General features: G+C 72.5%; 22 protein-coding genes and 3 pseudogenes. 14 read left to right on the forward strand and 11 right to left on the reverse strand.

Translation table 11 applies throughout. The features are described from left to right. Positions 1-10: 10 nt before the first annotated feature. Both AC5WAM_RS34880 and AC5WAM_RS34885 read right to left on the reverse strand, forming a co-directional pair. On the reverse strand, positions 11-610 hold the full coding sequence (locus AC5WAM_RS34880; protein WP_495519937.1) for a DUF2165 domain-containing protein: 600 nt from the start codon (positions 608-610) through the stop codon (positions 11-13). A gap of 207 nt (positions 611-817) precedes the next feature. Next, positions 818-2401, reverse strand: coding sequence for an MFS transporter (locus AC5WAM_RS34885; protein WP_495519938.1), 1584 nt, complete (start codon positions 2399-2401; stop codon positions 818-820). A gap of 67 nt (positions 2402-2468) precedes the next feature. On the opposite strand from AC5WAM_RS34885, the gene AC5WAM_RS34890 reads away from it, so the two are divergent. Next, a complete protein-coding gene (locus AC5WAM_RS34890) occupies positions 2469-3125 on the forward strand; it encodes a TetR/AcrR family transcriptional regulator (protein ID WP_366796078.1) in 657 nt (218 codons plus the stop codon). Positions 3126-3158: 33 nt separating this feature from the next. On the opposite strand, the gene AC5WAM_RS34895 is transcribed toward AC5WAM_RS34890, so the two are convergent. Beyond that, entirely contained in the window at positions 3159-4019 is an 861-nt protein-coding gene (locus AC5WAM_RS34895) for a LysR family transcriptional regulator (protein ID WP_495519939.1), read from the reverse strand. A 156-nt stretch (positions 4020-4175) separates the two neighbouring features. Here AC5WAM_RS34895 and AC5WAM_RS34900 point away from each other — a divergent pair, with 156 nt between their 5' ends. Both AC5WAM_RS34900 and AC5WAM_RS34905 read left to right on the forward strand, forming a co-directional pair. Beyond that, positions 4176-4727 carry a cupin domain-containing protein gene (locus tag AC5WAM_RS34900; RefSeq protein WP_495519940.1) on the forward strand — a complete coding sequence of 184 codons (552 nt, stop codon included), beginning with the start codon at positions 4176-4178 and terminating at the stop codon, positions 4725-4727. A 119-nt stretch (positions 4728-4846) separates the two neighbouring features. Then, positions 4847-6622, forward strand: coding sequence for a hypothetical protein (locus AC5WAM_RS34905; protein ID WP_495519941.1), 1776 nt, complete (start codon positions 4847-4849; stop codon positions 6620-6622). A 121-nt stretch (positions 6623-6743) separates the two neighbouring features. Here the strand turns inward: AC5WAM_RS34905 and AC5WAM_RS34910 are convergent, their stop codons facing one another. After that, a complete protein-coding gene (locus AC5WAM_RS34910) occupies positions 6744-7730 on the reverse strand; it encodes an NAD(P)/FAD-dependent oxidoreductase (protein ID WP_495519942.1) in 987 nt (328 codons plus the stop codon). A gap of 140 nt (positions 7731-7870) precedes the next feature. Further along, entirely contained in the window at positions 7871-8881 is a 1011-nt protein-coding gene (locus tag AC5WAM_RS34915; RefSeq protein WP_495519943.1) for an SMP-30/gluconolactonase/LRE family protein, read from the reverse strand. 267 nt (positions 8882-9148) lie between these two features. On the opposite strand from AC5WAM_RS34915, the gene AC5WAM_RS34920 reads away from it, so the two are divergent. Together AC5WAM_RS34920 and AC5WAM_RS34925 are read left to right on the forward strand one after the other, a co-directional pair. Continuing rightward, on the forward strand, positions 9149-10069 hold the full coding sequence (locus AC5WAM_RS34920; protein ID WP_495519944.1) for a maleylpyruvate isomerase family mycothiol-dependent enzyme: 921 nt from the start codon (positions 9149-9151) through the stop codon (positions 10067-10069). Positions 10070-10200: 131 nt separating this feature from the next. Next, positions 10201-11034: a GAF and ANTAR domain-containing protein gene (locus tag AC5WAM_RS34925; RefSeq protein WP_495519945.1), complete on the forward strand. Its 834-nt coding sequence runs from the start codon at positions 10201-10203 to the stop codon at positions 11032-11034. A 27-nt stretch (positions 11035-11061) separates the two neighbouring features. Here AC5WAM_RS34925 and AC5WAM_RS34930 read toward each other — a convergent pair whose 3' ends face one another. The 4 genes from AC5WAM_RS34930 to AC5WAM_RS34945 form a co-directional block, all read right to left on the reverse strand. Next, on the reverse strand, positions 11062-11838 hold the full coding sequence (locus AC5WAM_RS34930; RefSeq protein WP_495519946.1) for an ANTAR domain-containing protein: 777 nt from the start codon (positions 11836-11838) through the stop codon (positions 11062-11064). Positions 11839-12057: 219 nt separating this feature from the next. Next, positions 12058-12612, reverse strand: a complete 555-nt coding sequence (locus AC5WAM_RS34935) for a hypothetical protein (protein WP_495519947.1) — start codon at positions 12610-12612, stop codon at positions 12058-12060. Positions 12613-12746: 134 nt separating this feature from the next. Then, positions 12747-12926 (reverse strand): hypothetical protein, encoded by a 180-nt coding sequence (locus AC5WAM_RS34940; protein ID WP_495519948.1) that lies wholly within the window; start codon positions 12924-12926, stop codon positions 12747-12749. 338 nt (positions 12927-13264) lie between these two features. Then, positions 13265-13765, reverse strand: coding sequence for an RICIN domain-containing protein (locus AC5WAM_RS34945; RefSeq protein ID WP_366796089.1), 501 nt, complete (start codon positions 13763-13765; stop codon positions 13265-13267). 1299 nt (positions 13766-15064) lie between these two features. On the opposite strand from AC5WAM_RS34945, the pseudogene AC5WAM_RS34950 reads away from it, so the two are divergent. Further along, positions 15065-16130 (forward strand): annotated as a pseudogene (locus AC5WAM_RS34950) (IS630 family transposase). A gap of 28 nt (positions 16131-16158) precedes the next feature. On the opposite strand, the gene AC5WAM_RS34955 reads toward AC5WAM_RS34950, so the two are convergent. Beyond that, positions 16159-17031, reverse strand: a complete 873-nt coding sequence (locus AC5WAM_RS34955) for an SDR family oxidoreductase (RefSeq protein ID WP_078869002.1) — start codon at positions 17029-17031, stop codon at positions 16159-16161. A gap of 144 nt (positions 17032-17175) precedes the next feature. On the opposite strand from AC5WAM_RS34955, the gene AC5WAM_RS34960 reads away from it, so the two are divergent. Then, on the forward strand, positions 17176-17580 hold the full coding sequence (locus tag AC5WAM_RS34960) for a winged helix-turn-helix transcriptional regulator (RefSeq protein WP_067253666.1): 405 nt from the start codon (positions 17176-17178) through the stop codon (positions 17578-17580). Between the two features lie 156 nt (positions 17581-17736). On the opposite strand, the gene AC5WAM_RS34965 is transcribed toward AC5WAM_RS34960, so the two are convergent. Then, positions 17737-18240: an NUDIX hydrolase gene (locus AC5WAM_RS34965; RefSeq protein ID WP_495519949.1), complete on the reverse strand. Its 504-nt coding sequence runs from the start codon at positions 18238-18240 to the stop codon at positions 17737-17739. A gap of 163 nt (positions 18241-18403) precedes the next feature. Between AC5WAM_RS34965 and AC5WAM_RS34970 the strand changes: the two are divergent. From AC5WAM_RS34970 to AC5WAM_RS35000, 7 genes and pseudogenes are all read left to right on the forward strand, one after another. Further along, positions 18404-19036 (forward strand): annotated as a pseudogene (locus tag AC5WAM_RS34970) (IS701 family transposase); the annotation flags it as partial. A gap of 331 nt (positions 19037-19367) precedes the next feature. After that, a complete protein-coding gene (locus tag AC5WAM_RS34975) occupies positions 19368-20159 on the forward strand; it encodes a hypothetical protein (RefSeq protein ID WP_495519950.1) in 792 nt (263 codons plus the stop codon). 729 nt (positions 20160-20888) lie between these two features. Further along, positions 20889-21629 carry a DUF6879 family protein gene (locus AC5WAM_RS34980; protein ID WP_495519951.1) on the forward strand — a complete coding sequence of 247 codons (741 nt, stop codon included), beginning with the start codon at positions 20889-20891 and terminating at the stop codon, positions 21627-21629. Beyond that, a pseudogene (locus AC5WAM_RS34985) lies at positions 21626-22473 on the forward strand (helix-turn-helix domain-containing protein). Before AC5WAM_RS34980 ends, AC5WAM_RS34985 begins: the two are co-directional and overlap by 4 nt. A gap of 87 nt (positions 22474-22560) precedes the next feature. After that, positions 22561-23346, forward strand: a complete 786-nt coding sequence (locus tag AC5WAM_RS34990) for a hypothetical protein (RefSeq protein WP_495519952.1) — start codon at positions 22561-22563, stop codon at positions 23344-23346. Further along, positions 23343-23546: a hypothetical protein gene (locus AC5WAM_RS34995; protein ID WP_495519953.1), complete on the forward strand. Its 204-nt coding sequence runs from the start codon at positions 23343-23345 to the stop codon at positions 23544-23546. The genes AC5WAM_RS34990 and AC5WAM_RS34995 overlap by 4 nt, the downstream gene beginning before the upstream one ends. Further along, on the forward strand, positions 23543-23692 hold the full coding sequence (locus AC5WAM_RS35000; RefSeq protein ID WP_495519954.1) for a hypothetical protein: 150 nt from the start codon (positions 23543-23545) through the stop codon (positions 23690-23692). The genes AC5WAM_RS34995 and AC5WAM_RS35000 overlap by 4 nt, the downstream gene beginning before the upstream one ends. The last annotated feature ends 89 nt before the right edge of the window (positions 23693-23781 follow it).

A 23781-nucleotide genomic window follows, 5' to 3' on the forward strand; every position in this document is an offset into this window, starting at 1 on the left:
CGCGCGTTCCTCAGGCGTCCGCATCCCCGCTCCGCGCGGGCTCCGCGCCGTCCGCACCGCTCGATCGCCGTCCCGCGAAGGGCAGCTGCACCACGAGCAGCGCGATGCCGCACAGCGTGACCACGCGCGTCGCGGCGTCGAGGCCGTTCCAGTCCTCGGACTGCCACATCGCGAACCACTCGCCGCCGATGCCGATGAAGCCGCCGCCGAACAGCAGCACCAGCATCAGCAGTCCCGTGGTGCTCACGCGCCGCGCCCGGGCGAAGCCGTCGCCCCGGCCGCGCAGCCCGGCGATCCACAGGGCCGTGCCCGCGATGAGGGTGAGGGCGGCCAGCGTCTCCCAGAAGATGATCGCGACGTACGCGGTGTCCTGGAGGGCGCGGGACTCGACGGCCCGCCACATCAGGTCGTCGTCCTTGAACGTCGTGTCCATCGCCAGGACGTGCCGGACGAACTGCTGGTTGCTGTCGAAGTCGGTGATGTTCCCGAACGCGACGAGCGCGATGTAGAGCGCGACGACACCCGTGAGGACGGCCGCCGCGACGGCCGGTGTGCCAAGGGCGGTCCCCTCGTGTCTCCTCTTCGTACGCTCGCCGGCTTCTGTGGCCATGCCCAACTCCTCTCGCCCGCCTGTCCGTTCGCCCACTGCGGGCGGCTTGCGACCCGCGCGGGTGAGCGCCGGGGCGGGCGCGGAACGGCTCGCCCCGCCCCTTCGCGCAGCGGATCGGTACGCCATTCTCACGGATCGGCGCGCGATCCCCGCGGGCCGGGTGCGCCATTTCCGCACGGCGAATCCCGGCCCGCGGGCCCGCGTCGTTCAGGACGCCGCGGGCCGGATGCGGTGGGCCGCCAGGATCCCGGCCGCGGCGAGCGCGCCCGTGAGCGTGAAGGTGGCGGTCAGGGCGACCGTCACCGTCGAGCCGTACGCCGACGCCAGCGAGACGGCGGCGCCGCCGAGGCCGCTGAGCACCGCGACCGCCAGGGTCTGGGCGAGCTGCATCGCGCCGCTGGCCTCGCCCTGCCGGTCGGCGGGCGCCTGCTCCATGGCGTCGGTGGTGGCCGCGTTGAACGCCACGCCCATGCCCGCGCCGCCGATCGCCCAGCCCGCCACGGCGACCAGGGCGGGCACCGCGTCGACGAGGACGCCGAGCGCCATCACCACGATGCCCACGAGCAGCACCACGAACCCGGCCGCGATCGGCACGGCGCGCGAACGCCCGCTCCAGCGGCCGTCGGCCCGCCCCTGCCAGGCGGCGCCGAGCACCCAGGTGATCGCGCCCGCCGAGAGGCCGAGGCCCGCCTCGGACGCGCTCAGGTCCCGCAGCCGGACCAGGCCGAGCGGCAGGAAGGCCTCGCTGCCGAAGTACGCCCCGCACAGCAGGAAGCGCAGCACGACCCCCGTCGGCACGCCGCGCCGCACCGCGAGGGTGCCGGGCGGCGTGACCGTGCGCAGGGCGAGCACCCCGGCGACGCCGCCGACCACGACCAGCGGTACCAGCAGGGCGAGTTGGCGCAGCTGGAGCCCGGCGAGCAGGACGCCGGTGCCCGCCGCGAGCAGCACGCTGCGCGCGACCGGCGTGGCCCACCAGCGGGCCGCCGGGGCATCGGCCGGGGTGCTCGCGACCCTCTCGGGCCGGTCCAGACGGCGCAGCTGCGGCAGTGCGAGGACGGCGGCGACGGCGATCAGGGGCAGCAGCAGGACGAAGACGCCGCGCCAGGAGACGTGGTCGGAGATCACGGCGGCGAGCGTCGGGCCGACGAGGGAGGGCACCGTCCAGCCGCCCGCGACCAGGGCGAACATCCGTGCCCGCAGATGCTGGGGGTAGGCCAGCGAGATGGCCGCGTAGGCGAGGGCCATCACCGCGCCGACGCCGAGCCCCTGGAGGAAGCGCCCGGCGAGGAAGACGGGCCAGTCGGGCGCGGCCCCGGCGAGCGCGCAGCCGACGGCGAACACGACGAGCCCGACGGCGAGCGGCCGCGCCGGGCCGTGCCGGTCGGCGTCGCGGCCCGCGGCGACGGTGCCGATGAGGTTGGCGAGCATCAGCGCGGACAGGCCCCAGCCGTAGGCGTGCAGCCCGCCGAGCCGCTCCGCGATGTCGGGCAGGACGGTGGCCACGCCCATCGACTCGAAGGCCACGAGCCCGACGGACAGGACGATGCCCCAGGTCAGGGCGGCGTAGGGGGCGCGGAAGACGCTCTCGGCGGCATGGGCGGCGCCGGGCTCCGACGGCGGTGGCCCGCCCGGTCCTGCCGCGTCGGCCGGTGGGACCAGCCCTTCCGTGTCGGCCGGTGGGTCCGACCCTTCCGCGTCAGCCGGTGGGACCGGGCCGCCCGCTTCGGGTGCGGGGGACGTGGACGCGGCGGGACCGCCGTGGACGGTCGCTTCCTGCTCTGACGGCAAGGCCGACCCCTCCTTTATGTTTCGATCCGGAACGGAACGAAATCACATGCTACCTATACTGATCCCCATGGCAACCCCGGATTCCGCAGCCCCGCCCGCCCGTTCGGCGGGCCGCCCGCGCGACACCCGGCTCGACGAGGCCATCGTCAGGGCGACGCTCGACCTCCTGGAGGAGTCCGGCTATCCGCACCTGACGCTCGAAGGCGTGGCCCGGCGCGCGGGCACCACCAAGCCCGCCATCCGCCGCCGCTGGCCGTCCCGGCAGCACCTCGTGATCGCCGCGCTCGCCGAGACCATGGGCACCGCGCCCACCCCCGACACCGGGTGCACGCACTGCGACCTCATCCTGGGCATCGAGACCCTCAGCCAGGCCTTCGGGGGCACCCTCGGCCGCCGCACGCTGCCCGCGCTCGTGGCCGAACTGGCCGACGACCCCGACCTGGACCGCGTCTTCACCGAGACGGTCTTCCGGCCCCGCAGGGCCACCACCGAGGCGGCGCTGCGCCGGGGCATCGAGCGCGGCGACATCCGCCCCGACGCCGACATCGACCTGCTCCTGGACATGCTCGGCGCCACCACGTACCACCGCGTGCTCTTCGGGCACCTGCCGGTCACCGACGCGCTCGCGCACGACGTGGTGATGACGGTCATGGGCGGCGCGGCCACGCCGCGCTGGCGCGGGCACTACCAGCGCCACCACGAGCGCGCGGACAGCCCGGCCTAGGGCAGCACGTCGGGCAACTGCCCGCAGCCAGGCTCAGGGCAGCACGTCGAGCAGCTGTCGGAGCGCGGGCCCCGGTGCCCCCGCGGGCACCGCCACATACGTCGTGACGGCCGGGGCGGCGAGCGGCCGCACCGCCACGCGCGGGACCGACGGCAGGCCCGCCACCTCGTAGAAGACCGTCCACGACGGGGTGCCCGCGCCGATCTCGGCCAGCGTCTCCAGGAGCGTGGTGAACGGCGGCCCGAGCGGCGGCCCGGCCCCGGCCGCCCGCAGCGCGCCGGTCACCAGGTCGTGGAACGGCGGGTTCTGCTCGCGCGGCGCGAGGCGCAGCGGCAGCTCCCCGAGCTGTTCGAGGCGCAGCGGGGACGAGCCCGCGAGCCGGTGCCCCGCCGGAAGGGCCACGTACAGCGGATCGCTCCACACCGGCAGGAGTTCGAGCCCCGGCGCGGTGTCCACCGCCCGGACCAGGGCCGCGTCCAGCTCGCCGGAGCGGACCGCGGCGAGCCGCTCCGCGAGCCCCAGGCGCCGCAGCCGGACGGGGAGCAGGGGCGCCGCGACCGCGAGGTCCGCCAGGAGGCGGTGGATCCGGTCGCCGGGGCCCTGCACGGTGCCGAGGCGCAGCGGCGCCCCGCCCGCCGCGAGGTCGGCCGCGACCTGGCGGGTGCGGCGCGCCGCGACGAGCACCGCGCGCGCCTCGGGCAGCAGGCGCTCGCCCGCGCCGGTGAGTTCGACGTGGCGCGTGGTGCGCCGGAACAGCCGGACGCCGAGCTCGCGCTCCAGGCGGCGCACCTGCTGGCTCACCGCCGACTGGACGATGCCGAGCCGGTCCGCGGCGCGGCTGAAGCCGCCCTCGTCGGCGACCGCCGCGAAGTACTTGAGCTGGCGCAGTTCCACGGCCCCGCCCCTCCCGCCCGTCCCGGCCGATTCATCACGATCGATGATTTCTGCAGGTGACAACTGCTTCTGGTACGCGGCTTGTTCCCCGGGTCGAATGGGTGCCGCGCAGAGCGCGCGGACCGCACGGCGGTCGACCGAACCCGAGGAGCCCGGATGACCGACCCCCAGCCCACCACCGCAGCCCTGGTCGTGCGGCCCGGCACCGCCGAGCGCGTGCCGCTGCCGCACGGCGGCGCCTTCGAACTGCTCGCCGACGCCGCGGCCACCGGCGGCTCCCTGGGCGTCAACCGGCTGACGCTCGCCGACGGCGCGGACGGCGCGCGGCCGCATCTGCACGCCCTGTCGACGGAGCTGTTCTACGTCCTCGACGGGACCCTCGACTTCTTTCTGGACGGCGCGCTGGAGACCATGGAGCGCGGCGGGCTCGTCGTCGTGCCGCCCGGGCTGCCCCACGCCTTCGGCGCCGCCGCCGGGGCGAGCGCCGATCTGCTCGCGGTGCTCACACCGGGTGTCGACCGCTTCGACTACTTCCGGTCCCTCGGCCGCATCCAGCACGGCCTGGACTCCTTCGACAGCCTGCTGCCCGAACAGGACCGCTACGACGTGCACTTCCTGGACGCCACGGACTGGCGGGCGGCGCGCGCCGCGGCCGGGGCCCCGGCCGCCCAGGGAGCACAACGCGCCAAAGGCCGCCGCATGCCCTGATGACTGTGGTGACCCCCAGCAGGGTTCTGGGCAACACTGCACACAGCACGCAGCACACAACGGGACGCCGCCCGCTACAGCCTGTGCCTGGCGGCAGGGCTCACGTCAGGAGGCTGCTGGTGTCGACGGTGGAGAGCCGGGAGGTCCGCCCGGCCCGTGAACGCTGGGAGGTCGCCCTGCCGGACGGCCGTGTCGTGCCGTGGACGGGGTTCCACGTCGGCCCGGCGGGCATCGCGCCGGGGGAGCTCGCGGGCATCTGCCGCAGGCTGCTCGGGTTCGGTCCGGCTGAGGCCGAGGCCGCCGCCCGCGAGGAGCTGAACCCGGCCGGGGCCGCACGCGACCGGCCCGGCATCGTGGCGTACTCGCCGCCCATGGCCAAGCGCATGTTCGAGGGTGCCCTGGAGAGCCTCGCGGCCGGCGAACCGGCCGAGGACTGGCCCACGATCCTGGAGGCCCGCTCGGTCTGCCTGGCACACGCGGACGACCTGCTCATCGGCCGGACGCCGCCCTGGCGGGAGGCCGCGGCGGGCCGCCCGGTGGTCGTGGTCCCCGACCACGACCACTTCCACCTCAGCCACGCCCTGCTGCGCCTGGCCGACGGCCCCGCCGACCGCTGGTCGCGGGTCCTCGGCCCGGCGATCGACCGACTGCGCGCGGACCCGGCCTGTGTCGTCCGCGTCTACGCCCTCGACGAGCCGATGCGGATGCTGCTCCTGTGGCTCAAACGGGTCGCGGGCGTCGACCGCCTCCTGGTCGAGGCCAACAGCCCCGACATCACCGAGCGGTGGGGGCACAAGGCGGTCCTGCACCCCGAGGCCCGCGCGGCCCGCGGCCTGCCGTCCGTCTCCGGGCGCGACCCCTTCGACGTACTCGACGAGGAGACGGCGCTCACCCCGCTGTACCGCGCGTTCGGCCTGGCCGTGCCGCGGCTTCCCGGGTACACCGTCGTCTGGGACGGCGGGCCCGGGGACGACGCCACCGCGGACGGAGGGATCCGGACAACTCCGGTCGACCCGCGGGGGCCGGACGAGTCCGGGGACGACGTGCTCGGCAACGGCCAAGGGCATCGCTCCGAGGACGCCTTCACGGATCAACTGCACCTGGCGGCAACGCTTCTGAGGGAGCGTCATGGGTTGCGCCTGGGCTGTCTGAAGCCCGTCAGGGGCGGCACCGGGCAGCGCATCCACGTCGGGGTGCCGCTCGACGAGCCGGACACCCTGGCCGCGCTGGCCCGCCAGGCGGCCCACTCCGGCGAGGACTACCTCCTGGAGGCGCACGCCGACTACCTCCGCCACGCCGTGACCGGCCACGAGTTCCTGCTCGCGCCGTCCGTGCACGTGCGGGCGGGCGCCCTCGCGGACGGCATGGCCCTGCAGTTCCTGAACGGCACCATGTGGGAGGGGAACGTCTTCCTCGACGAGGCCACCCACGCGGCGTTCGGCATCACCCGGAGCCACTACGCGCGGGTCCGCCGCGCCATGGCCGACTTCGTGCGCCTCTTCCAGGGCCGGGGCCTGATCAACGGGGGAGTCGACTTCGCGATCGCCCGCGTCGGCGGCCGCTTCGGCGGCACGCCCCTGGTGGCCATGCAGGACCTGAACCTCTCCGCGTGCGGTGCCGACTACCTGCACGCCTTCCTGGAGGAGAGCCGCACCGCGCTCGGCGACCTGGCCGCGACCGGGACGGGCATCTCCGCCGCGACCAAGGTGATCCGCCCGGCGTCCGACATGGACCTGCCCCGACTGCGCCGCCTCGTCGACCAGCGCACCCCCACGTCCTACGCCCGGGCCCTCACGTCCGTGCCGGGCAACTGGGGGCTGATCGCCGTCGCCTGCCCGGACGCCGTACGGGCGGCGGAGGAGGTCCTGGCGCTGGAGGCGCGGCTCACGGCCTGACGGGTCAGGTCCCCGCCGTCACTGGCGTACGCGTACGACGCCGGCACCCGCTGACGCCGTACGCGGCGAGGGCGGTCGGGCGGGCCGTCACCGGCGTCGTCCCGCTGCGGACCCCCGTCCCTCATGACGCTCCGGCCGCCGCGCCGACCGCGGCCGCGGCGCGCCGGGCCTCGACGGCCAGGCGGGTGTCCTCGGCGACCAGATCGGCGTTGATCTGGGCACCGGCCGCAGCGCCCGCCGCCGCGGCCGAGCCGACCTGGGCGGACAGGTCGGTCACGTTGCCCGCGACCCACACCCCGGGCACATCCGTGCGGCCGGTCGCGTCGCAGGGGACGTACTCGCCGATGCCCAGCGGGTGTTCGGCCGCCCGCAGCCCGAGCGCGGCGAGGAAACCGGCGCGCACCACGATCCGCGACGACACCGCCAGCGCCTCGCGGGCGACCACCCTGCCGTCGCGGAGCCGCACCCCGGCGAGGCGGTCGTCCACGACCTCGAGGCCCGTCACCTCGCCGTCCACCACGCGGATGCCACGGGCGGCGAACCGCTCCGCGTCCTCGGCGGACGGGGGTGCCGCGCGGTGGGTGAAGAACGTGGCGTCGTCGCTCAACTGCCGGAACAGCAGCGCCTGGTGCACGGCCATCGGCCCTCCGGCGAGGATCCCGATGGCCCGGTCGCGGACCTCCCAGCCGTGGCAGTACGGGCAGTGCAGCACGTCCCGGCCCCAGCGGTCGCGCAGCCCCGGCACGTCCGGCAGCTCGTCGACGAGGCCGGTGGCCACGAGGAGGCGCCGCGCCCGGACCGTACGGCCGTCGGTCAGCGCCACCGCGAAGCCCGCCGCGTCACGGGTCGCGGTGGTCACCGTGCCGGACGCCACGTGCCCGCCGTATCCGCGTACGTCCGCCCGGCCGCGCGCGAGGAGCTCGGCGGGCGGCATCCCCTCCCTGGCCAGGAGCCCGTGCACGCCGTCGGCCGGGGCGTTGCGCGGCGCGCCCGCGTCGATCACCGCCACGGAGCGCCGGGCCCGGGCCAGCATCAGGGCCCCGTTCAGTCCGGCGGCACCGCCGCCGATCACCACCACGTCGTAGCTGTCGCTCAGCTGATCGGTCATCGTGACCACCTCCACGACGACCATGTGCAGGGCCTCGCGAAAGGGGCAAGTTCACTTGCCGATGCAGCAAGTATGAAGGGGGCGGCTTCCGCACCGGGCGGGCCGGCGCCGGTGGCCCGCGCCCGTCGGGCCCGCGCAGGTCAGGCCCGCTCCGGGGGCAGCGCGCACACGGCGATGCCCGGTTCCACGAGGCTGCCCAGGACGAGGGTCCCGGCGTGGGCGCTGACGCTGGTGACCATGCGGTAGCCGGCGCCCCGGCGGGCCAGGTCGTGCACGGTCCCGCCCCGGGGCGAGAAGGCCATCACCCGCAGCACCCGGCGCGGCGGCACGCGCACGCGGCGGGCGGCAGCGGCGGCCGCGCGGCGCACGGCCGCGGGCGCCCGGTGCAGCTGGTCCAGGAGCGGTTCGCGCGGCGCGGCGAGGGCGACCCAGAGCGTGCCGTCCGCGGCGCGCGACAGGTTGTCGGGGAAGCCGGGCAGGTCCTCGACGAGCGGGTCGGCCCGCCCCGCCCGGGGGCCGGTGAGCCAGTACCGGGTGAGGCGGCGGGCACCGGTCTCGGCCACGGTGACGTACGACGCGTCGGGTGCCAGGGCCGCCCCGTTCGCGAAGTGCAGCCCGTCGAGCAGCACTTCGGGCGTGCCGCCCGGGGCGAGCCGGAGCAGACGGCCGGTGCCGACGTGCTCGACGATGTCGGCCCGCCAGTCGTCGAGGCCGTAGCGGCGGCTGGACACCGTGAAGTACACGGTGCCGTCGAGGGCGGCGGTCGCGTTGCTGCAGAACTTCAGCGGCTCCCCGGCGACCGCGTCGGCGAGGACCTCGACCGGGCCGCCGTCCTCCAAGGCGACGCGCAGCAGACCCCGGTGTGCGTCGCAGACGAGCAGCCGCCCGTCCGGAAGCGGTTCGAGGCCCAGCGGCCTGCCGCCGGTGCGGGCCAGCTCCTCCACCCGGCCCCCGCGTCCCGGCCCCGGCAGCGTGACGCGCAGGATCCGGCCGTCGGCGGTGCCGGTGAGCACCCGGCCCGTGCCGTCGACGACGACGTCCTCCGGACCGGCGGCGGGCAGCCGCAGGACGTGCAGCGGCGGCAGGGGAGACGGCGGGACCGAGCCCGCGGCGCGCCGGGCACGCGCGCGCGAGGCACCGAGGGTGGGCATGGGGCGGACCTCCTGGTGATGCGTGGTGGGAGGGACCTGCCGGTGCGCGCCGGACGGCGGCCCTCCCGCCGGACCCGGCGGGAGGGCCGCCGGGTCCGGGCAGTGGGGACCGAGCCGGCCCGTAGCCTTACGGGTCCCAGCCCGTATAGGTGCCCAGCGGGGACCGGCCGATGCGCGCGGCGCCCGGCGACCCGGTCCGGCCCGGTCCGCATGACCGGAACGCGATATTCAGTGGCCGATCGGCGACCTCTGCCACAAGCTTTGGGCATGGCTCATTCCCCCGCCCCCGACCTCCCGTGGCTCGGCCCTCCGATCGACGCCCGCCCCCTCTTCGCCGCCGAGCACGCGGAGCTCCTGGCGACGCTGCGCGCTCTGGAGCCCGCCGACTGGCGGCGGGAGGCCGTACCCGGCTGGACGGTGCGCGATCTCGCCGCGCACCTCGTCGGCGACTGCTACGGACGCCTCGCCCGTGACCGCGACCGTCACGAGGGAGGGCCGCGCCCCGCGCCCGGCGAGACCCTTGAGGCGTTCATCCACCGTCTCAACCAGGAGTGGGTCGACGCCTGGGCGCGCGTGAGCCCCGCCGCCCTCATCGACACCCTGGACCTGGTCGGCGCGCAGGTCGCCCGCCTCTTCGCGACCGCGGACCTCGACGCCGCCTCGCTGGGCGTCTCCTGGGCGGGGGCCGACCCGGCGCCGATGTGGCTCGACTGCGCGCGTGAGTTCACCGAGTTCTGGACCCACCGCCAGCAGCTCCGCCACGCCGTCGGCCAGGAGAGCGACCCCGAGCCGCAGGCCCTCGCCCTGGTCCTCGACACCTTCATGCGGGCGCTGCCGCACACCCTGCGGCACACGGAGGCGCCCGTCGGCACCCGGGTCCAGGTGCGCGTCGGCGGACCGTCCGGCGGTACGTGGACGGCCACCGCCACCGGGCTGGGTGAGGGGGGTGGCTGGTCCCTGGCCCTGCCGGACGCGGTGACCGGGGAACGGGACGCGAGGAAGGCCACCGCCGGGAGCGAAGAGCCGGACACCCGCGAGGCCGACGCCGTGGTCGAACTCGACGCGGAGACCGCGTGGCGGCTGTGCACCCGCGGCGTCTCCCCGGCCGCAGCGCTGGCCCACGCCCGCACGGAGGGTGACCGTCAACTCGTCGAAGCGGCAGGCCAGATCGTGTCCGTCGTCCACTAACTCCGCCGCCCCTGGGCACCCGTTCACCCGGCCCACGCCGCGTCGGTCCGGCCGCCCGGGCCCGGCCGACAACGGCAGGTCCCCCTGGACCCTGGTGGGCCGTCGGCACGAGCGGGCGGAGGTGCGACGAAATGCGAGCTGATCGCCCTGGCGGCGACGCGTCCAACGGTTCTTCGGGGGCGGGGCGACGGCGCGTCGGCGACGCCCTGGCCGCGGCCGTCGCCGCCGCGAACGAGCCCCGGGAGGTGCCCGCGGCCCTGTGCCGGGGCTGTCTCGAACTGATCGCGGTGAGCGGCGCCTCGCTGTCCTTCATCGCGGGACAGGAGGTACGAGCGCTGTGGTGGGCCAGCGACTCCGTCGCGGCCGAGCTCGCCGAGGCGCAGTACACCCTGGGCGAGGGCCCGTGCCAGAGCGCGTTCACACTGGCCGCGCCGGTGCTCGTCGGCGATCTGACCAGCGGCGCGCACATCTGGCGCTGGCCGGTCTTCGCCCAGCAGGCCCGGGGCCTCGGCGCCCGCGCGGTCTTCTCGCTGCCGCTCGGCGCCGGGGCGCGGCCGCTCGGCACGCTCGACCTGTACCGGGACACCGCCGGTGACCTCTCCCCACGCGAGCTGCGTACGGCACTGATCGTGTGCGACGCGGTGACGTTCGCCGTCCTGGACCTCGGATTCGGCGCGACGGGCACCGGCGCGGCGCCGGACGAGAAGGCGGCGTCGTGGATCGAGGCCGCAGAAGCCGGCCACATGGAAGTCCACCAGGCCGTCGGCATGGTGATGGTCCAGCTGGGTGTCGGCCCGCAGTACGCCCTGGACCTGCTGCGGGCGCGGGCCTTCGCCGAAGGGAGGGGGGTGAGCGAGGTGGCACGCGAGGTCGTCGGCCGCAGGCTCCGGTTCCGACAGGACGACGACAACGGCGGCGGTCCCGGTCCCGCGGCGGGCGGCTCCACGGACGAGGGCCCGCACTAGACCGGACGAGGCACGTCCCGCCCGCGGTCAGTCGGCCGTCCTCGCGCGGGGCAAGGGCGGCGAGGGCGGAAACGGCGGGTCCGCGGTGCCGTCCACCACTTCCTCGGCGACCGCGGTGAGCCGCCGCCGCTGGGAGCGGGCGTACTGGCGCAGCAGCGTGAACGCCTCGTCCACGCTGATCCGGTGGCGGTGCGACAGGGCCCCCTTGGCCTGCTCGATGACGACCCGGGACCGCAGGGCCGTCTCCAGCTGGCCGACGACGACGCTCTGCCGGTGTACGGCGCGCCGCTGGAGGATCCCGATGGTCGCCAGCCGCGCCAGGGCCTGCGCGAGCCCGAGCTGCGCGCCCGGCAGCGGCTCGGGGCGCTCGCGGAAGAGGCTGAGCGCGCCGATGGTCAGGCCGCGCAGCCGCAGGGGCGTGGCCGTGACGGAGGCGAAGCCCGTCCGGAGCGCGTGCGGGGCGAAGCGGGGCCAGCGCGCGTACGGGCTCCCGCGCGGGCTTCCGTTCGCCAGGAGCGTGCCGTCGACGACCCGGCCGGAGCGGAAGCAGTCGAGGCCCGGCCCCTCGCCCCACTCGACGCCGAGCCGTTCCAGGCGGCCGCTGTGTTCGTCGGACCCGGACGCCTCCAGGGAGCCGCCCTCCGGCGTGGACAGGATGACGCCCGCGGCCGCGACGTCCAGGAGGTCGACGCATCGCGTGGCGAGGAGATGGAGGAAGCTGATGACGTCGAAGTCCTCGACGAGCGTGTCGGCGAGTTCGACGAAAGCGGCGGTGAGCCGCTCCTCACGCGCCTGCTCAGGCATTCCGGCTCGACGCTCCTTTCTCAGTGGTCACCGGGCCTGCACTTGGGAAGAGGTGGCTGCGGAACGGAGGAAGAAGGGGGAGGCGAAGGGGAGAGGGGGTGGGTGGAGGCGGCGCAGGCCAGCGGGGCGGCCGCTTCCTGACCTCGCCTTGTACGCAATGTAACCCTGGGGTGTAGGGAGGGAAAAGCCCCCGGTCCGGTGCTGGTGGGACCCGGACCGTCAGTCGCTCGACCGCCGCGGCGGCGCGGGTGCCGCCGGTGACCCGCCTGCGGAGGGGGCGGTGACCATCGCGTACGGAGGGACGCGCGGACGGCGTAGGGCCTCCGCGTCGGCGAGGCCCTGGCTGCGCCGGACTTCGACGCGGAAGTCGTGCAGCGCGTCCCTGAACCTGGCGTCGACGTCCTGGTAGTCACTTGTGTCCACGGTCAGCCCCCTGCCCACGGCGTCCCTGAGGTCCCGCAGCACGGCGAAGGCGTGCTCACAGGCGACCGTGACGTGCGACGGCGCGGTGACCAGCAGGAGCTGCCGCGAATCGGCCGTGCCCGCGTCGGCCATGAGGTCCCTGACGGTGCCGTAGTTCCGGTCGGCGGCCCGGTCCTCGCGGCACGCGACGTCATAGAGCCCTTCATAGGCCCGCATCAGCGCCCTCAGGAACTCGACGCAGACCTCCACCTGCCTGTCCCGCTGCTGATGGGCCCGGTCGCGCTTCCACCGCACCCGATCGGCGACCACCGTCGAAGCGACACCGGCAGCCGTACCGCACAAGGTCGCCACGAGCGTGATCCACACACTGCCCCCCCAGAACGAGCCATCGAGGCCCACCGCCGAACTCCGGTGCCCGACGGCCGTGTTCGTACCACGCCGCACGCGGCGCGGTCGACCTCGGCTCCCTCGGGCCGGGTCACGGGTCAGGCCGCGGTGACGATGTCCGCCCGCACGGCGGCTTCCCACTCGATCAAAAGGCGCTCGTACAGCTCCCGTTGGGCGGCCGTGAGCCTCACGCGGGGGTCTCCGCCCCGGCCTGCCCAGAGGGCGCGGATGTCCTCGTTCACGACCGCGGGGGTCCGGGGGTTGGGGGTAGGGGACATGCGGCAAGCGTAGGGGCTGGCACTGACAATGGCGCGGGCGCGACCCGGGTCGCGGGCCGTCGGGCCGCGCGGGGCCCCGGCGTCGATCCCGTGACAGCCGGAACCGAAGGCCCCCTCCAGCGCGGCCCGGAGGGGGTGCCGTGAGGGGAGGGGGCGGGTGAATGGGGCGCCGCCGCCGCTCGCAAGGCGCGGCGTCGTGTGCTCACGGCGGGGTGAGCCGTGTGCCTACGGCGGGGTGAGACGTGGCGACGCGCCCACCCGTCAGCTCACCGCTCGAAGCCCTGGAGCCCGGAAACCCGGGAGCCCGGCGGGAGCCCGGAAACCCGGGAGCTCGTTGCTCAGCCGAGGTGCCACTGCTGATTGCCGGCACCCGAGCAGTCCTTGAGTACGACCGAGGCGCCCTGCCAGTAGTTCGCGTCGGCGATGGTCAGACACCGGTGGTTGAGGGCGGTGTGCAGTTCGGTGCCGTTCCAGTGCCACTGCTGCCGGGGCAGACCGGCGCAGCCGAACACCTGGATCGCCGCCCCGTTGTCGCCGTTGTCGATGGCCGGTTCGAGGCATCTGCCGCTCAGGTCGCTCCGCAGCTCGGAGCCGTTGGGCGTCCAGCGTCGGCTGGGCGAACCATCGCAGTCGTACATCTGCACGGAGGCGCCGTCGCCGGTGTTCAGATGGGCGACGTTCAGGCATCTGTTGTTGAAGTTGGAGACGATCTGCGAACCGACCGCCTTGGTGCTCTCCTTGCGGGCCGTGTCGGCGGACGCCGACGAGGAGACGGAGGCGAAGGTGATCGCCAGTCCGACCGCCGCCAGCAATCCCACCGACTGATACGTCTTGCGCATGTTCTCCCCCTCAGGGACATGTGCGCGGATACACCTGGCCCGACGATGCTCCCGCCAGCACGGCCCCACAAGGCACCGTTCCACTCAGCGTCCCCACGCCCGCCGAATGTCCGACTACCACCGGGCTTCGGCCGGAACCGGATGCGCCCTCGGCGGCTCATCAGGGGCGTCCGATGCCCGTGTCATCGGCGTGGGCGCGAGGCCTGGGTGGCTGCCAGCCGGACGCGGGGGCTTGTCCGGAGGGCGTGGTGTTCTCGTTGGCACCAGAACGCTCTCAGGTGTCTTCAGAAGCCTGACTGCTGATCCGTGGAACAAGTCGATATGGCCCCAGCTGTGGCCGCTGATTTTTCCAAAGATGCCGATGCCAACATTTGATACCCCAGATAGCGCATGAGATCGGCAGAAAAGACAAAAGTGTGGGCACCGCAGGCGGTAGCCACGACCAGGCGGGCATTGGCCACAGCACAGCGACGAAGATGGGAAGTGCGACACTTTGGCCGAGCAGAAGGGCTCCCCACCCGTATTCAACCCGAGACCACCATGATCGCCCCTCAAGGTACGGCTCGAACCGTAGCATGACGGCAATTACCGGCACCACGGCCGGTGCCATTATCCAAGGCGAAGTGGGCACACCCCGATTGCCGAAGAGTTCACCGGCAAGGGTGGCGGGTACGTAGGCCACCAGAAGAAACATGGCCGTATAAAGAGCACCTCCCGCTACGGCCCCGAGTTCGTCATCCGGGTCCGCGACCTGCTTTTCCGCGTCGCCTTTCACGGCGCCCACGTCCCCTCGTCAACCTGCTGGCGCGCCTCTGTCAGTGCGGGAAGCCCAGTTGAGTTGTCCACGGTTGACTCGCGCGCCTTGATGCGGATCACAGCATCCTGCGCACTCTGCAAAGCAGCCACGGATACAGGCGCCTGCGTTGTCTCCCCTTGGGGTCGGTCGGCGGCAAGTGCCGACTCGGACATCGCAGTGCCCATCATTGCTGCGGCGAGGAGAGTGGCAACTCCCGCCCCGAAGCAGTGATGGCGGGTCCTGTTCTGCAGCATGACGCTCCTGTGATTCTCGATTCAGGTGCCGCTCGGCAATATGTTTTTTGGTGCGCACCAGCCGAACGCCTCTGCCGCAATTTGACTTTACTGAAATATCCGACTCGGGTCGATTGGGGATTTCCGATAGAGCGGTAGGGTTTCCCTTTCGTTAATCAGGCTTGCGACGGATGGTCCAGCTACTACTGAGGTTGAACTCGTGGTGTCGTAGGGGCTGATGGCTCGTCGCCCATGCGGTATCACCGGGGCATGCGGTATCCACAAGGAGGCGGGCTGACTGCCGACGGCAGCAGTTCCGCGAGGAGTTACGACTCAAGGCGGCCGAGTGGTTCGCCCAGGGCGAGGCGAGCTCGGTCATCGCCAAGGCCCTGCGCGTCAACGTCCGCTCGGTACAACGGTGGCGGCAGAAGTGGGAGGAGGGCGGTCCGCAGGCCCTGCGGTCGCAGGGCCCGGCATCGCTGCCGAGGCTGAGTCAGGAGCAGTTCGCGCAGTTGGAGGCGGAGCTGGCCAAGGGGCCGGCCGCGCACGGCTGGGAGGACCAGCGTTGGACACTGGCGCGGAGCAAGACGGTGATCGGTCGGCGCTTTCACATGGCCTACACGATCCAGGGCGTGCGGAAACTGCTGGCGCGTAACGGCTGGTCCTGGCAGGTCCCGGCCCGACGGGCCATGGAGCGGGACGACGGGGTGGTGGCCGGGTGGGTCAAGGAGGTGTGGCCCTGCGCGGAAGACTCGCGGCGGCCTGTGGAGCCTGGCTCGTCTTCGAGGACGAAGCCGGATTCTCCATGACGCCGCCGCACGCGAAGACCTGGTCGCAGCGCGGCCGGACCCCGGTGGTGCGGGTCCGCGGCCGCTCCCGCAGACGGATCTCCATCGCCGCGCTGACCTGCTACAAACCCGGTCGCCGCTCCAGGCTCATCTACCGGCCCCGCCATGACGACGGCCGTCGCGATGGGCGCAAGAGCTTCTCCTGGCGCGACTACCGGGACCTGTTGATCACAGCACACCAGCAGCTCGGCGGCCCGATCGTGCTCGTCTGGGACAACCTCAACGTCCACAAGGCCGCCGACCTGCAAAAGTTCGCCGAGGCCCGGGACTGGCTGACCATCTACTACCTGCCGCCCTACGCACCCGACCTCAACCCCGTCGAGGGGATCTGGTCCCTCCTGCGACGCGGCTGGCTCTCCAACGTCGCCTTCAGCACCCCCGAACACCTCGTCCAGTGCATCCGGCGCGGCCTACGGCACATCCAGTACCGCAGCGAACTTATAGACGGCTGCCTCGCCGAGACCGGCCTGACGATCAGACCCACCTGAGCAACCCGGCCACATCACAAGTTCAACCTCAGTCATGCAGGGCGACCGCGAGTGCCTCGGCCAGGGTCACGGGCGGGCGGCCGATCAGGCGGCGCAAGTCGCCAGAGTCGGTGTACATCTCGCCGCGGTTCATACCGCGGTCAGCGTCAGCGAGGACCTCCGCCAGCTCGGCGGGTAGGCCCGCGGAGGCCAGTACCTGAGCGAAGTCGGCCACTGGGAGGTCAGCGTAGGTGACCTGCTTTCCGGCCGCTGCGGAGATCGCGGCGGCGAGCTCGGTCAGGGTGAAGGATTCGTCGCCGCCGAGCTCGTACACGGCGCCGGTGTGGCCTTCAGCGGTGAGGACGACCGCTGCGGCCTCGGCGTAGTCGGCGCGGGACGCAGCGCTGATCCGCCCCTCGCCTGCGGCGCCGACGACCGCGCCGTTCTGCAGGATCTGCGGCAGTTGGCTGGTGTAATTCTCCAGGTACCAGCCGTTGCGCAGCAGCACGCTGGGGATTCCGCGGTCCCGCAGATACTCCTCGGTCTCGCCGTGCGTGGCACCGATGACGGTGGTGGCCGTGTCCGCGTGCGTCGTGCTCGTGTACGCCACTAGCGACACGCCTGCGGACGCCGCGGCGTCGATCACGCGGCGGTGGTTGGCGACCCGCTCGCTCACGGGGACCGAGGCCGAGATCAGCAGCAGCCTTTCCGCCCCCGCGAATGCCTCGGCCAGGCCGTCGGTGTCCGCGAAGTCGGCGCGGCGTACCGTGATGCCCCGGTCGGCCAAATCCTTGATCCCGGCGATGTCCCGGCCGGTCGCGATGATGTCCGCGGCCGGGATCCCGCGCCGCAGCAGTGCCTCGACGGTGAGCCTGCCCAGCTGGCCGGTGGCTCCGGTGACGACGATCGGCATGATGGTCATTCCTTCCTTCCGCGCGTGCCTTGCACGCCTGCCGCGGTCGGTCCGCGGCGGGATGGAACACAGAATGACCTGGACACTCTCTGTTGGGGAGTAGTCACTTCTTGGTAGGGTACTTACCGCAGCGAAAGCATTGAGGTGAGCCGTATGGCTGCTGTCGAGAACGTGACCGGGCCCATGCCTTCATTCGATCCGTACGAGCGCGGCTGCCCGTCGCGGGACCTGCTCGACCAGATCGGCAGCAAGTGGGCGGTCCTCGTGCTGGGCGAACTCGGCCGGAACGGGACCTCCCGGTTCGGTCATCTCCGGCAGGCGCTGGCGGGCGTGAGCGAGAAGATGCTCACCCAGACGCTGCGCACCCTCGAACGCGACGGGCTGGTCAGCCGGACCGTCTACCCAGAGGTGCCGCCGCACGTGGAGTATGAGCTGACCGCGCTCGGCCAGACGCTACGGGAACCGCTGAAGGCGCTCACGGAGTGGTCCGTGCTGCACATCGAAGAAGTCATCACCGCCCGCGAAGAGTACGACGACCGCACTGAGCGCACCAGGTAGTCAGCGGCGGCCAGCGGTCTGGGTCATAGACGGCCGCCTCGCCGAGACCGGCCCGACAATCAGACCCACCTAAGCCACCCGGCGACATCACGAGTTCAACCTCAGTAGTACTCCAGCTGTAGATCGTGATCTTCATGCGATGATGACTGTCTGGCGTCACCAGCGGGCGACGAGCGTCTCCTCCCTGCCCCGGTTGCGGTACAGCCAGGTGGTCCCCGGTGCGACAGTCCCGGTCAGGTAGCCGACGATGGGCTCCCGCTGGGCTGCGCTGTCCAGCTCGCCGAGCAGCTTCAGAGCCTCGGGCAGGGGGAAGAAGGCGGCCTGTTTGATGTCGTCGTCCTGTGGCGCGATGTCCCCCGACCACTCGTCGATCTCGAAGGCGGCAGCCAGCGCCGAAGGGTGCTGCTCGGAATCGATGTGCATGAGGAACGCGGTCCGCACCGGGGCGCCCGCCAGCAGCCCGGTCTCCTCCTGCAGCTCGCGCCGGAGAGCTTCGTGCATGAGCTCGCCGTCCTCGACCCCGCCGCCGGGCAGCGACCAGAGCATCTCACCATCGGCGCCGAGGCGCTCTCGCACAAGCAGAATCTCGTCCCCTTGGCGGATGATGCCAATAACCAACTGCACCCGGGGCTTGGGGGCCTTCGAATCCTCTGCCGTCATGCCGTTGACCGTACGGTATGGCCAGTTCGCCGGTGGCCACGGCCGCCGCGGAGACGGGTGCGACCACCGTCGATCATCGTGAGTTGTGTGGACTGACGAAGAGACGGTGGCCGCAGGTCACGGCATAGATCCCGGTCGTTGCCGGGAGGCGTTCGAGGTGGCCATGGGCCGGATCGCGGGCCGGTTCGCCCGGGTCGAACCCCGGCTGCGGGCCAGGTGGTTGGTGCTGGGCCTGTTGTCGGGCCTGCCGCGCAAGAACTGCTGGACGATCGCGGAATGGGCCGGGGAGTCCACCCCGCACGGCATGCAGCATCTGTGGTGCCGAGCCGTCTGGGATGCCGATGACGTCCGTGATGACGTGCGCGAATACGTCGTCTAGCACCTCTATGACGATGCCGCGGTCCTGGTTGTCGACGAGACCGGAGACGTGAAGTAGGGCACCCACACGGTTGCGGTCCAGCGCCAGTACACCGGAACGGCTGGCCGGATCGGGAACTCCCAGGTCGCGGTCTACCTCGTCCACGCCGGCGAGCGCGGGCACGCCGCGGTGGACCGGGAGCTGTACGTCCCGCGCTCCTGGACGTGCGATCCGGACCGTTGCCGGGCAGCCGGACTCGGCCAGGACACCGTCTTCGCGGCCAAGCCAGACCTGGCCCTCACGATGATCGAACGGTTCCTGGACGCCGGACACCACGTCGGCTGGGCCACCGGGGACGAGGCCTACGGCAACAGCCCAAGACTCCGTACGGCCTTGGAGGAACGCGGCATCGGCTATGTCCTCGCGGTGGCCTGCTCAGCCGATGGCGACGTCCTCGATGAGGGCCATCGCCGTCCACACAGGTTGGTGGACTCGCATGATGGCTGTCGCCCGTCGCCGTGCCGCCCCGACTTCATCCGAGGCTCTCACTGCAAATGCAGAGCGCAATGGCCTTATAGGTCAGCAAATGCAAGGTCTAACGGCCCTACTAGCACGTGAATGCAGGGACCAAGGGGCAGGCTCTCGCCGAGGAGGCCCGCATGCCTTTCACGCGACCGTTGGCATATGCCAGGGTCGACTCACCCCCGGCGCAGGCCCCCCTCCTACGACTGCGCCGGGGCCTATGCGATTCATCCTGTGAAGGGCTTTCATGAATCACCGCCAGCGCATTGCCGGCATCGTCTCCGTAGTCAGCGCGGCCGCACTCACTCTCGGTGCCGCCTCCGCCGCCTTGGCCAGCGACGCCCCCACCAGCACTGAACGGACTGCCGCTGCCATCGAGAAGGCCACCGGCACCACCAGCATCGCCCCGGCCCCGGCCTCAGGCACCACGATCCCTCGTCGGTCCACCGAGGACGCGAAGACTCTCGCCGCGACGGGCGACACCGTGTCCATCACGCTTCCCGGCGCCAAGAACGTCACGGGCACCAAGGCCGGCAAGAACACCACCGTCTACCCCGGAGCGGCCAAGGTCACCGACCTGGCCATCCAGCCCACCACCGACGGCGGCATCCGCGCCCTGGCCGTCCTCAAGAACACCGCCGCCCCGCGCGAACAGCGCTACGACATCGGCCTGCCCGACGCCGCCCGCCTGGTCAAGCTCAACACCGGCGCCGTCGCCGCCATCGCCAAGAACGGCACATTCCTCGGCGGTTTCGCCACCCCCTGGGCCAAGAACGCTCACGGCAACCCCATCCCCACCAGCTACCGCATCGACGGCAACACCCTCATCCAGTCGGTACGGACCACGGACTCCACGGCCTTTCCCGTCGTCGCCGACCCCAAGTGGGTGCACGACGCCGCCAAGGGCACCGCCATGGGACTCGCCACCGGGTGCGTGAGTGGAGCCGTCGCCGGAGAAGGAGCCGGATGCATCCCCGGGGCTGTCGCAGGAGGACTGGGCGGAGCCGTCGCCGGAGCCATCGGCGGCCTGTTCGACTGACAGGCGACGCTGTCGCCCTCCAAGCGCCGACGGCATGACTCGTGAGGAGTACTGCGATGACAGATGACTTGAAGAATCGTCACGCCGGTGCCGAGCGGATCGCCTCGCTTGCGGTGTCGGTCGCCATGGGAGTGTTCCTCGGCATCAACGCGAGCGATCAGTCCTGGGCAGCTTGCATCCTGTGGGGGCTGGCCGGATGCATCGCCGTAATACCGGTAGCCCTAGGCGCCAGGCGAGCCGCCCGGTACGTGAGCAGACGGCGAACGCCCTGACACCTCCGAGCCGGTCCACTCCTCGCACCCACTGGGGACGATGTCAGGAGTGGACCGGTTTTGGCTGTCGTCTCAGCGCAAACCTCAGCAGCCTCACCCCCCACGGGCGGGGCGCCAGCCGCTGCCTCGCGCGGAACCTGGCCCTCGCCGGGCCGCTTGCGATCGGATCCTCCTCGGCGAGCACGCCTTCGTACAGGGCCTGCTGAGCTGCCGTCAGCCGGGCGCGGGGATGTCCGGTGCGTCCTGCCCCAGGGAGCGGATGTCCTCGTTCACGGCCGCAGCAGGGCGCAGGGGGGGCGTGGGAGGCTGGGGTTGGGGGCGTAATGGCATCAGTGCCTTCCCGGATTGCACGCAATCACGCCGCTCGGGCCCTGATCTGCAATCGAGCGCAATCGGCGAGCACGCCCGCATCATCATGCGCATGCTGGTGTCCCAACCAGTCTCGACGGAGGGCCATATGACGCTCAGATTCATCGGCACCACCAGCGATGAGGGCGACTGTCCCACCCTCTACGAGATCGAGGGGACGGACGAGGTCCTCGTCCAGGGCGAGCGCGAGACCGACCCTCAGCACCTCGCCGTACTCCGCGACGTCAAGGAGACCCAGACCGTCGTACGCGTTCCCCGCTCGCTCCTCAACCGGTACGCCCCGCGCGCGGAGGCGCCTGAGCTGGTCCTGTTCGCCGAGGTGTCCCGCCTGTTTCGCGACTTCCGCCACACTGCCTGGCGTCTGGAGACGCGCCGCGGCTACGCCTCTGACCGCAGGAGTCTGAAGTGGCAGCAGTTCCTCGCGGGCGAGGACATCGCGTCTGCCCCCGAAAGCGCCTGGCTGGCGAATGTTCGTGAGCAGACGTCGCAGGGGAAACGGTTCGAGCGCGTCCGGCTGGTCGATGAACCGCTCACCCAGGGGCAGCAGTTCCTCCTCGCGAGCGGACGCAGCAACGTCGCAGCGGGCGAGGACATCAGGAACCTCACCCGGGCCGAAGCGGCGCGGCTCCGGCTGCCGGACTTCGACTTCTGGCTCTTCGACTCGAAGGTCCTCGTGCGGTTCGCCTTCGACGACGAGGACACCACCCTGGGCGTGTACGTGACCGAGGACCCCGCCGAGGTCGTCGCTGCGTGTCAGGCCCGGGACGCGGCCTGGCATCACGCGATCCGTACCGCCGAGTTCATCGAGAAGGTACGTTCGCCGATGTGAGCACGGGCTTCCAGACAGCCAGAGAGGCCCTCGGCGCGCGCCTTCGGGAGCTGCGCGTCGAGGCTGGTCTGGAAGGCAAAGACCTCGCCGCACGGCTCGGGTGGCAGACATCGCGCGTCTCTCGGCTCCAGAACGGCAAGCAGACGCCGACGCGCGAGGATCTGTCCGCCTGGGCTGAGAGAGTCGACCGGCCGGACGTCGTCGATGAGCTGCACGGGCTGCTGGCTGCTCTGAGTGCGAAGGAGCGGCACCGATCCTGGCGGCGGCAGCTCGCGGGCGGGCACCGCGGACGGCAGGAAGTCGGCGTCAAGCTGACGGACGCGACGAGGCAGATCCGCGGCCTCGAAGTGTCACGGATCCCGGGCCTGTTCCAGACCCGGAGTACGCGCGCGTGGTCTTCGACGGCTTCGCGGAGTTCCGTGGGATTCCGCCGACGACCGAGGACGCCGTAGAGGCGCGGATGCGCCGGCAGGAGTCCCTCTGGGACCCGGCGAAGAGCTTCCACTTCGTGCTTCGCGAGGCCGCCCTCTACCACCGCCCCTGCCCGGCTGACGTGATGGCCGCGCAGCTCGACCGCCTGTACAACCTCGTCGGCCAGCGGCGGATCGAGCTGGGCGTCATTCCCTTCGGCGCCCAGCTGCGCCGTACGGCCCCGCACGCCTTCTGGATCTACGACCGCCGCCTTGTCATCGTCGAGACCATCAGCGAGGAGCTGTGGCTCACGGGTGACGGCGACATCGCGGTGTACGAGCGGGCGTGGGACTGGCTGACGGAGTCTGCCCTGGGCGGTCCTGCGGCCCGGCGGCTGATCGGTCGTGCACGCGCCGCGCTTGACCTCCCCTGAGCAAGCCGCCGCAAGCGGCCCGACGGTATTCGCAATCACGCGCAATCGATCAATGGCAGTCGTCGCTGCCGTCCTAACGTGCTGGTCATGGACGCGCCGACGCGCGTCGCGCACTGCGACGCGGCCGACGCCCCGCTGGCCTCCAGCTTCCCGCGCCCCGAGATCGTGCGCGAGGTCCGGGACATGGGCGGCCTCGACCCCCTCGCCAGCGGCATGCACTGGCTCGCCGCCGAGGCAGCCCTCACCGTGGCGCTCAGCGCGCTCCAGCGGATCCCCACCCGCCACCGCGGACCGCTCCTCGTGGACGTCGGCGCCCAGTGCGCCTGGTGGCCCGTGCCCTTCGACACGGTCGAGCGCCTCGCCGACGTACGGACCCTGGTCGCCCATCCGCCGGGCTGGCACAGGCCGCCTCACACCAGCCGATCGGCTCGGCGCCGCGCTCGGCCCGGGCGGCCCCAGACTTCCCGCGGAGGCGTTCGGATGACCCTGCACAACGACCACACACCGCCCGCCCCCACACCCGTCGAGGAACGCCTGCGTGCCTGGGACGCCAAGGAGCTCGACCGCCTCGCGGTGTCGATGCTCATCGAGGAACGCGAACTCCTGGCCCGGCCCGCCGTGCAGCGCATCCTGGTCGTGCAGACCGAGGGCCGCGTGTTCGCGGACTGGACCCGCCTGTCCCTGCGCCTCGCCGAGCCGGGCCTCGACGAGCCCGCGTACGCCTTCACGGAGGTGGTCCTCGCCATCGCGCTCGGCCGGCAGGTCCTCCTCGACCGCGTCCTGCCGCTCGGCGAGCGCCGCTTGGCGAGCGCGCTGCCCGCACTGGCCGTGCGGGCCGGGGCCGACTCCCTCGCGGTGGGGGTCCGGTCATGACTCCCACCGTGGACCAACTCGATCTCGCCGGACTCGTGGAGGCGAGTATGGCCGCCTTGGGCGAGCTCCCCGCTGCGCAGGCGACCGCCCCGTTGCACCGGCGCCCGGTCACCGAGATCCGCCTCCGTCTGCCACGGGCGGAGCGGGCCGCGGCCGAGGCCCCGGAGCGCAGCCGCGAGTGGTACGCGCACCTGCGGTGATCGACGCGACCCACGACGCCCTGCTGATGAACGGCGACGAGCCGGGCCCGAGCGACAGCCCGCTCATCGCGGCGATGAACCTCGCCGAGCTCGGTCGGCGGCTGCGGGACCTGATGGCGTACCCGGCCGGAGGCGAGGGCGCGTGAGCGAGGGTGTGCGACTGTGCTGGCGGTGTGATCAGCCGATCCGGCCGGGGGCGGGCGGGCTGAGTCGGTCTCGAAGGACTCGGCTTCGG

The organism is Streptomyces sp. JLYT201, from assembly GCF_059448825.1.

Coding starts and splice junctions, on each gene's coding strand:
- AC5WAM_RS34880 (WP_495519937.1), bottom strand. CDS start 610: ATGGCCACAGAAGCCGGCGAGCGTACGAAGAGGAGACACGAGGGGACC.
- AC5WAM_RS34890 (WP_366796078.1), top strand. CDS start 2,469: ATGGCAACCCCGGATTCCGCAGCCCCGCCCGCCCGTTCGGCGGGCCGC.
- AC5WAM_RS34900 (WP_495519940.1), top strand. CDS start 4,176: ATGACCGACCCCCAGCCCACCACCGCAGCCCTGGTCGTGCGGCCCGGC.
- AC5WAM_RS34910 (WP_495519942.1), bottom strand. CDS start 7,730: ATGACCGATCAGCTGAGCGACAGCTACGACGTGGTGGTGATCGGCGGC.
- AC5WAM_RS34915 (WP_495519943.1), bottom strand. CDS start 8,881: ATGCCCACCCTCGGTGCCTCGCGCGCGCGTGCCCGGCGCGCCGCGGGC.
- AC5WAM_RS34920 (WP_495519944.1), top strand. CDS start 9,149: ATGGCTCATTCCCCCGCCCCCGACCTCCCGTGGCTCGGCCCTCCGATC.
- AC5WAM_RS34925 (WP_495519945.1), top strand. CDS start 10,201: ATGCGAGCTGATCGCCCTGGCGGCGACGCGTCCAACGGTTCTTCGGGG.
- AC5WAM_RS34930 (WP_495519946.1), bottom strand. CDS start 11,838: ATGCCTGAGCAGGCGCGTGAGGAGCGGCTCACCGCCGCTTTCGTCGAA.
- AC5WAM_RS34940 (WP_495519948.1), bottom strand. CDS start 12,926: ATGTCCCCTACCCCCAACCCCCGGACCCCCGCGGTCGTGAACGAGGAC.
- AC5WAM_RS34945 (WP_366796089.1), bottom strand. CDS start 13,765: ATGCGCAAGACGTATCAGTCGGTGGGATTGCTGGCGGCGGTCGGACTG.
- AC5WAM_RS34955 (WP_078869002.1), bottom strand. CDS start 17,031: ATGACCATCATGCCGATCGTCGTCACCGGAGCCACCGGCCAGCTGGGC.
- AC5WAM_RS34960 (WP_067253666.1), top strand. CDS start 17,176: ATGGCTGCTGTCGAGAACGTGACCGGGCCCATGCCTTCATTCGATCCG.
- AC5WAM_RS34965 (WP_495519949.1), bottom strand. CDS start 18,240: ATGACGGCAGAGGATTCGAAGGCCCCCAAGCCCCGGGTGCAGTTGGTT.
- AC5WAM_RS34975 (WP_495519950.1), top strand. CDS start 19,368: ATGAATCACCGCCAGCGCATTGCCGGCATCGTCTCCGTAGTCAGCGCG.
- AC5WAM_RS34980 (WP_495519951.1), top strand. CDS start 20,889: ATGACGCTCAGATTCATCGGCACCACCAGCGATGAGGGCGACTGTCCC.
- AC5WAM_RS34990 (WP_495519952.1), top strand. CDS start 22,561: ATGGACGCGCCGACGCGCGTCGCGCACTGCGACGCGGCCGACGCCCCG.
- AC5WAM_RS34995 (WP_495519953.1), top strand. CDS start 23,343: ATGACTCCCACCGTGGACCAACTCGATCTCGCCGGACTCGTGGAGGCG.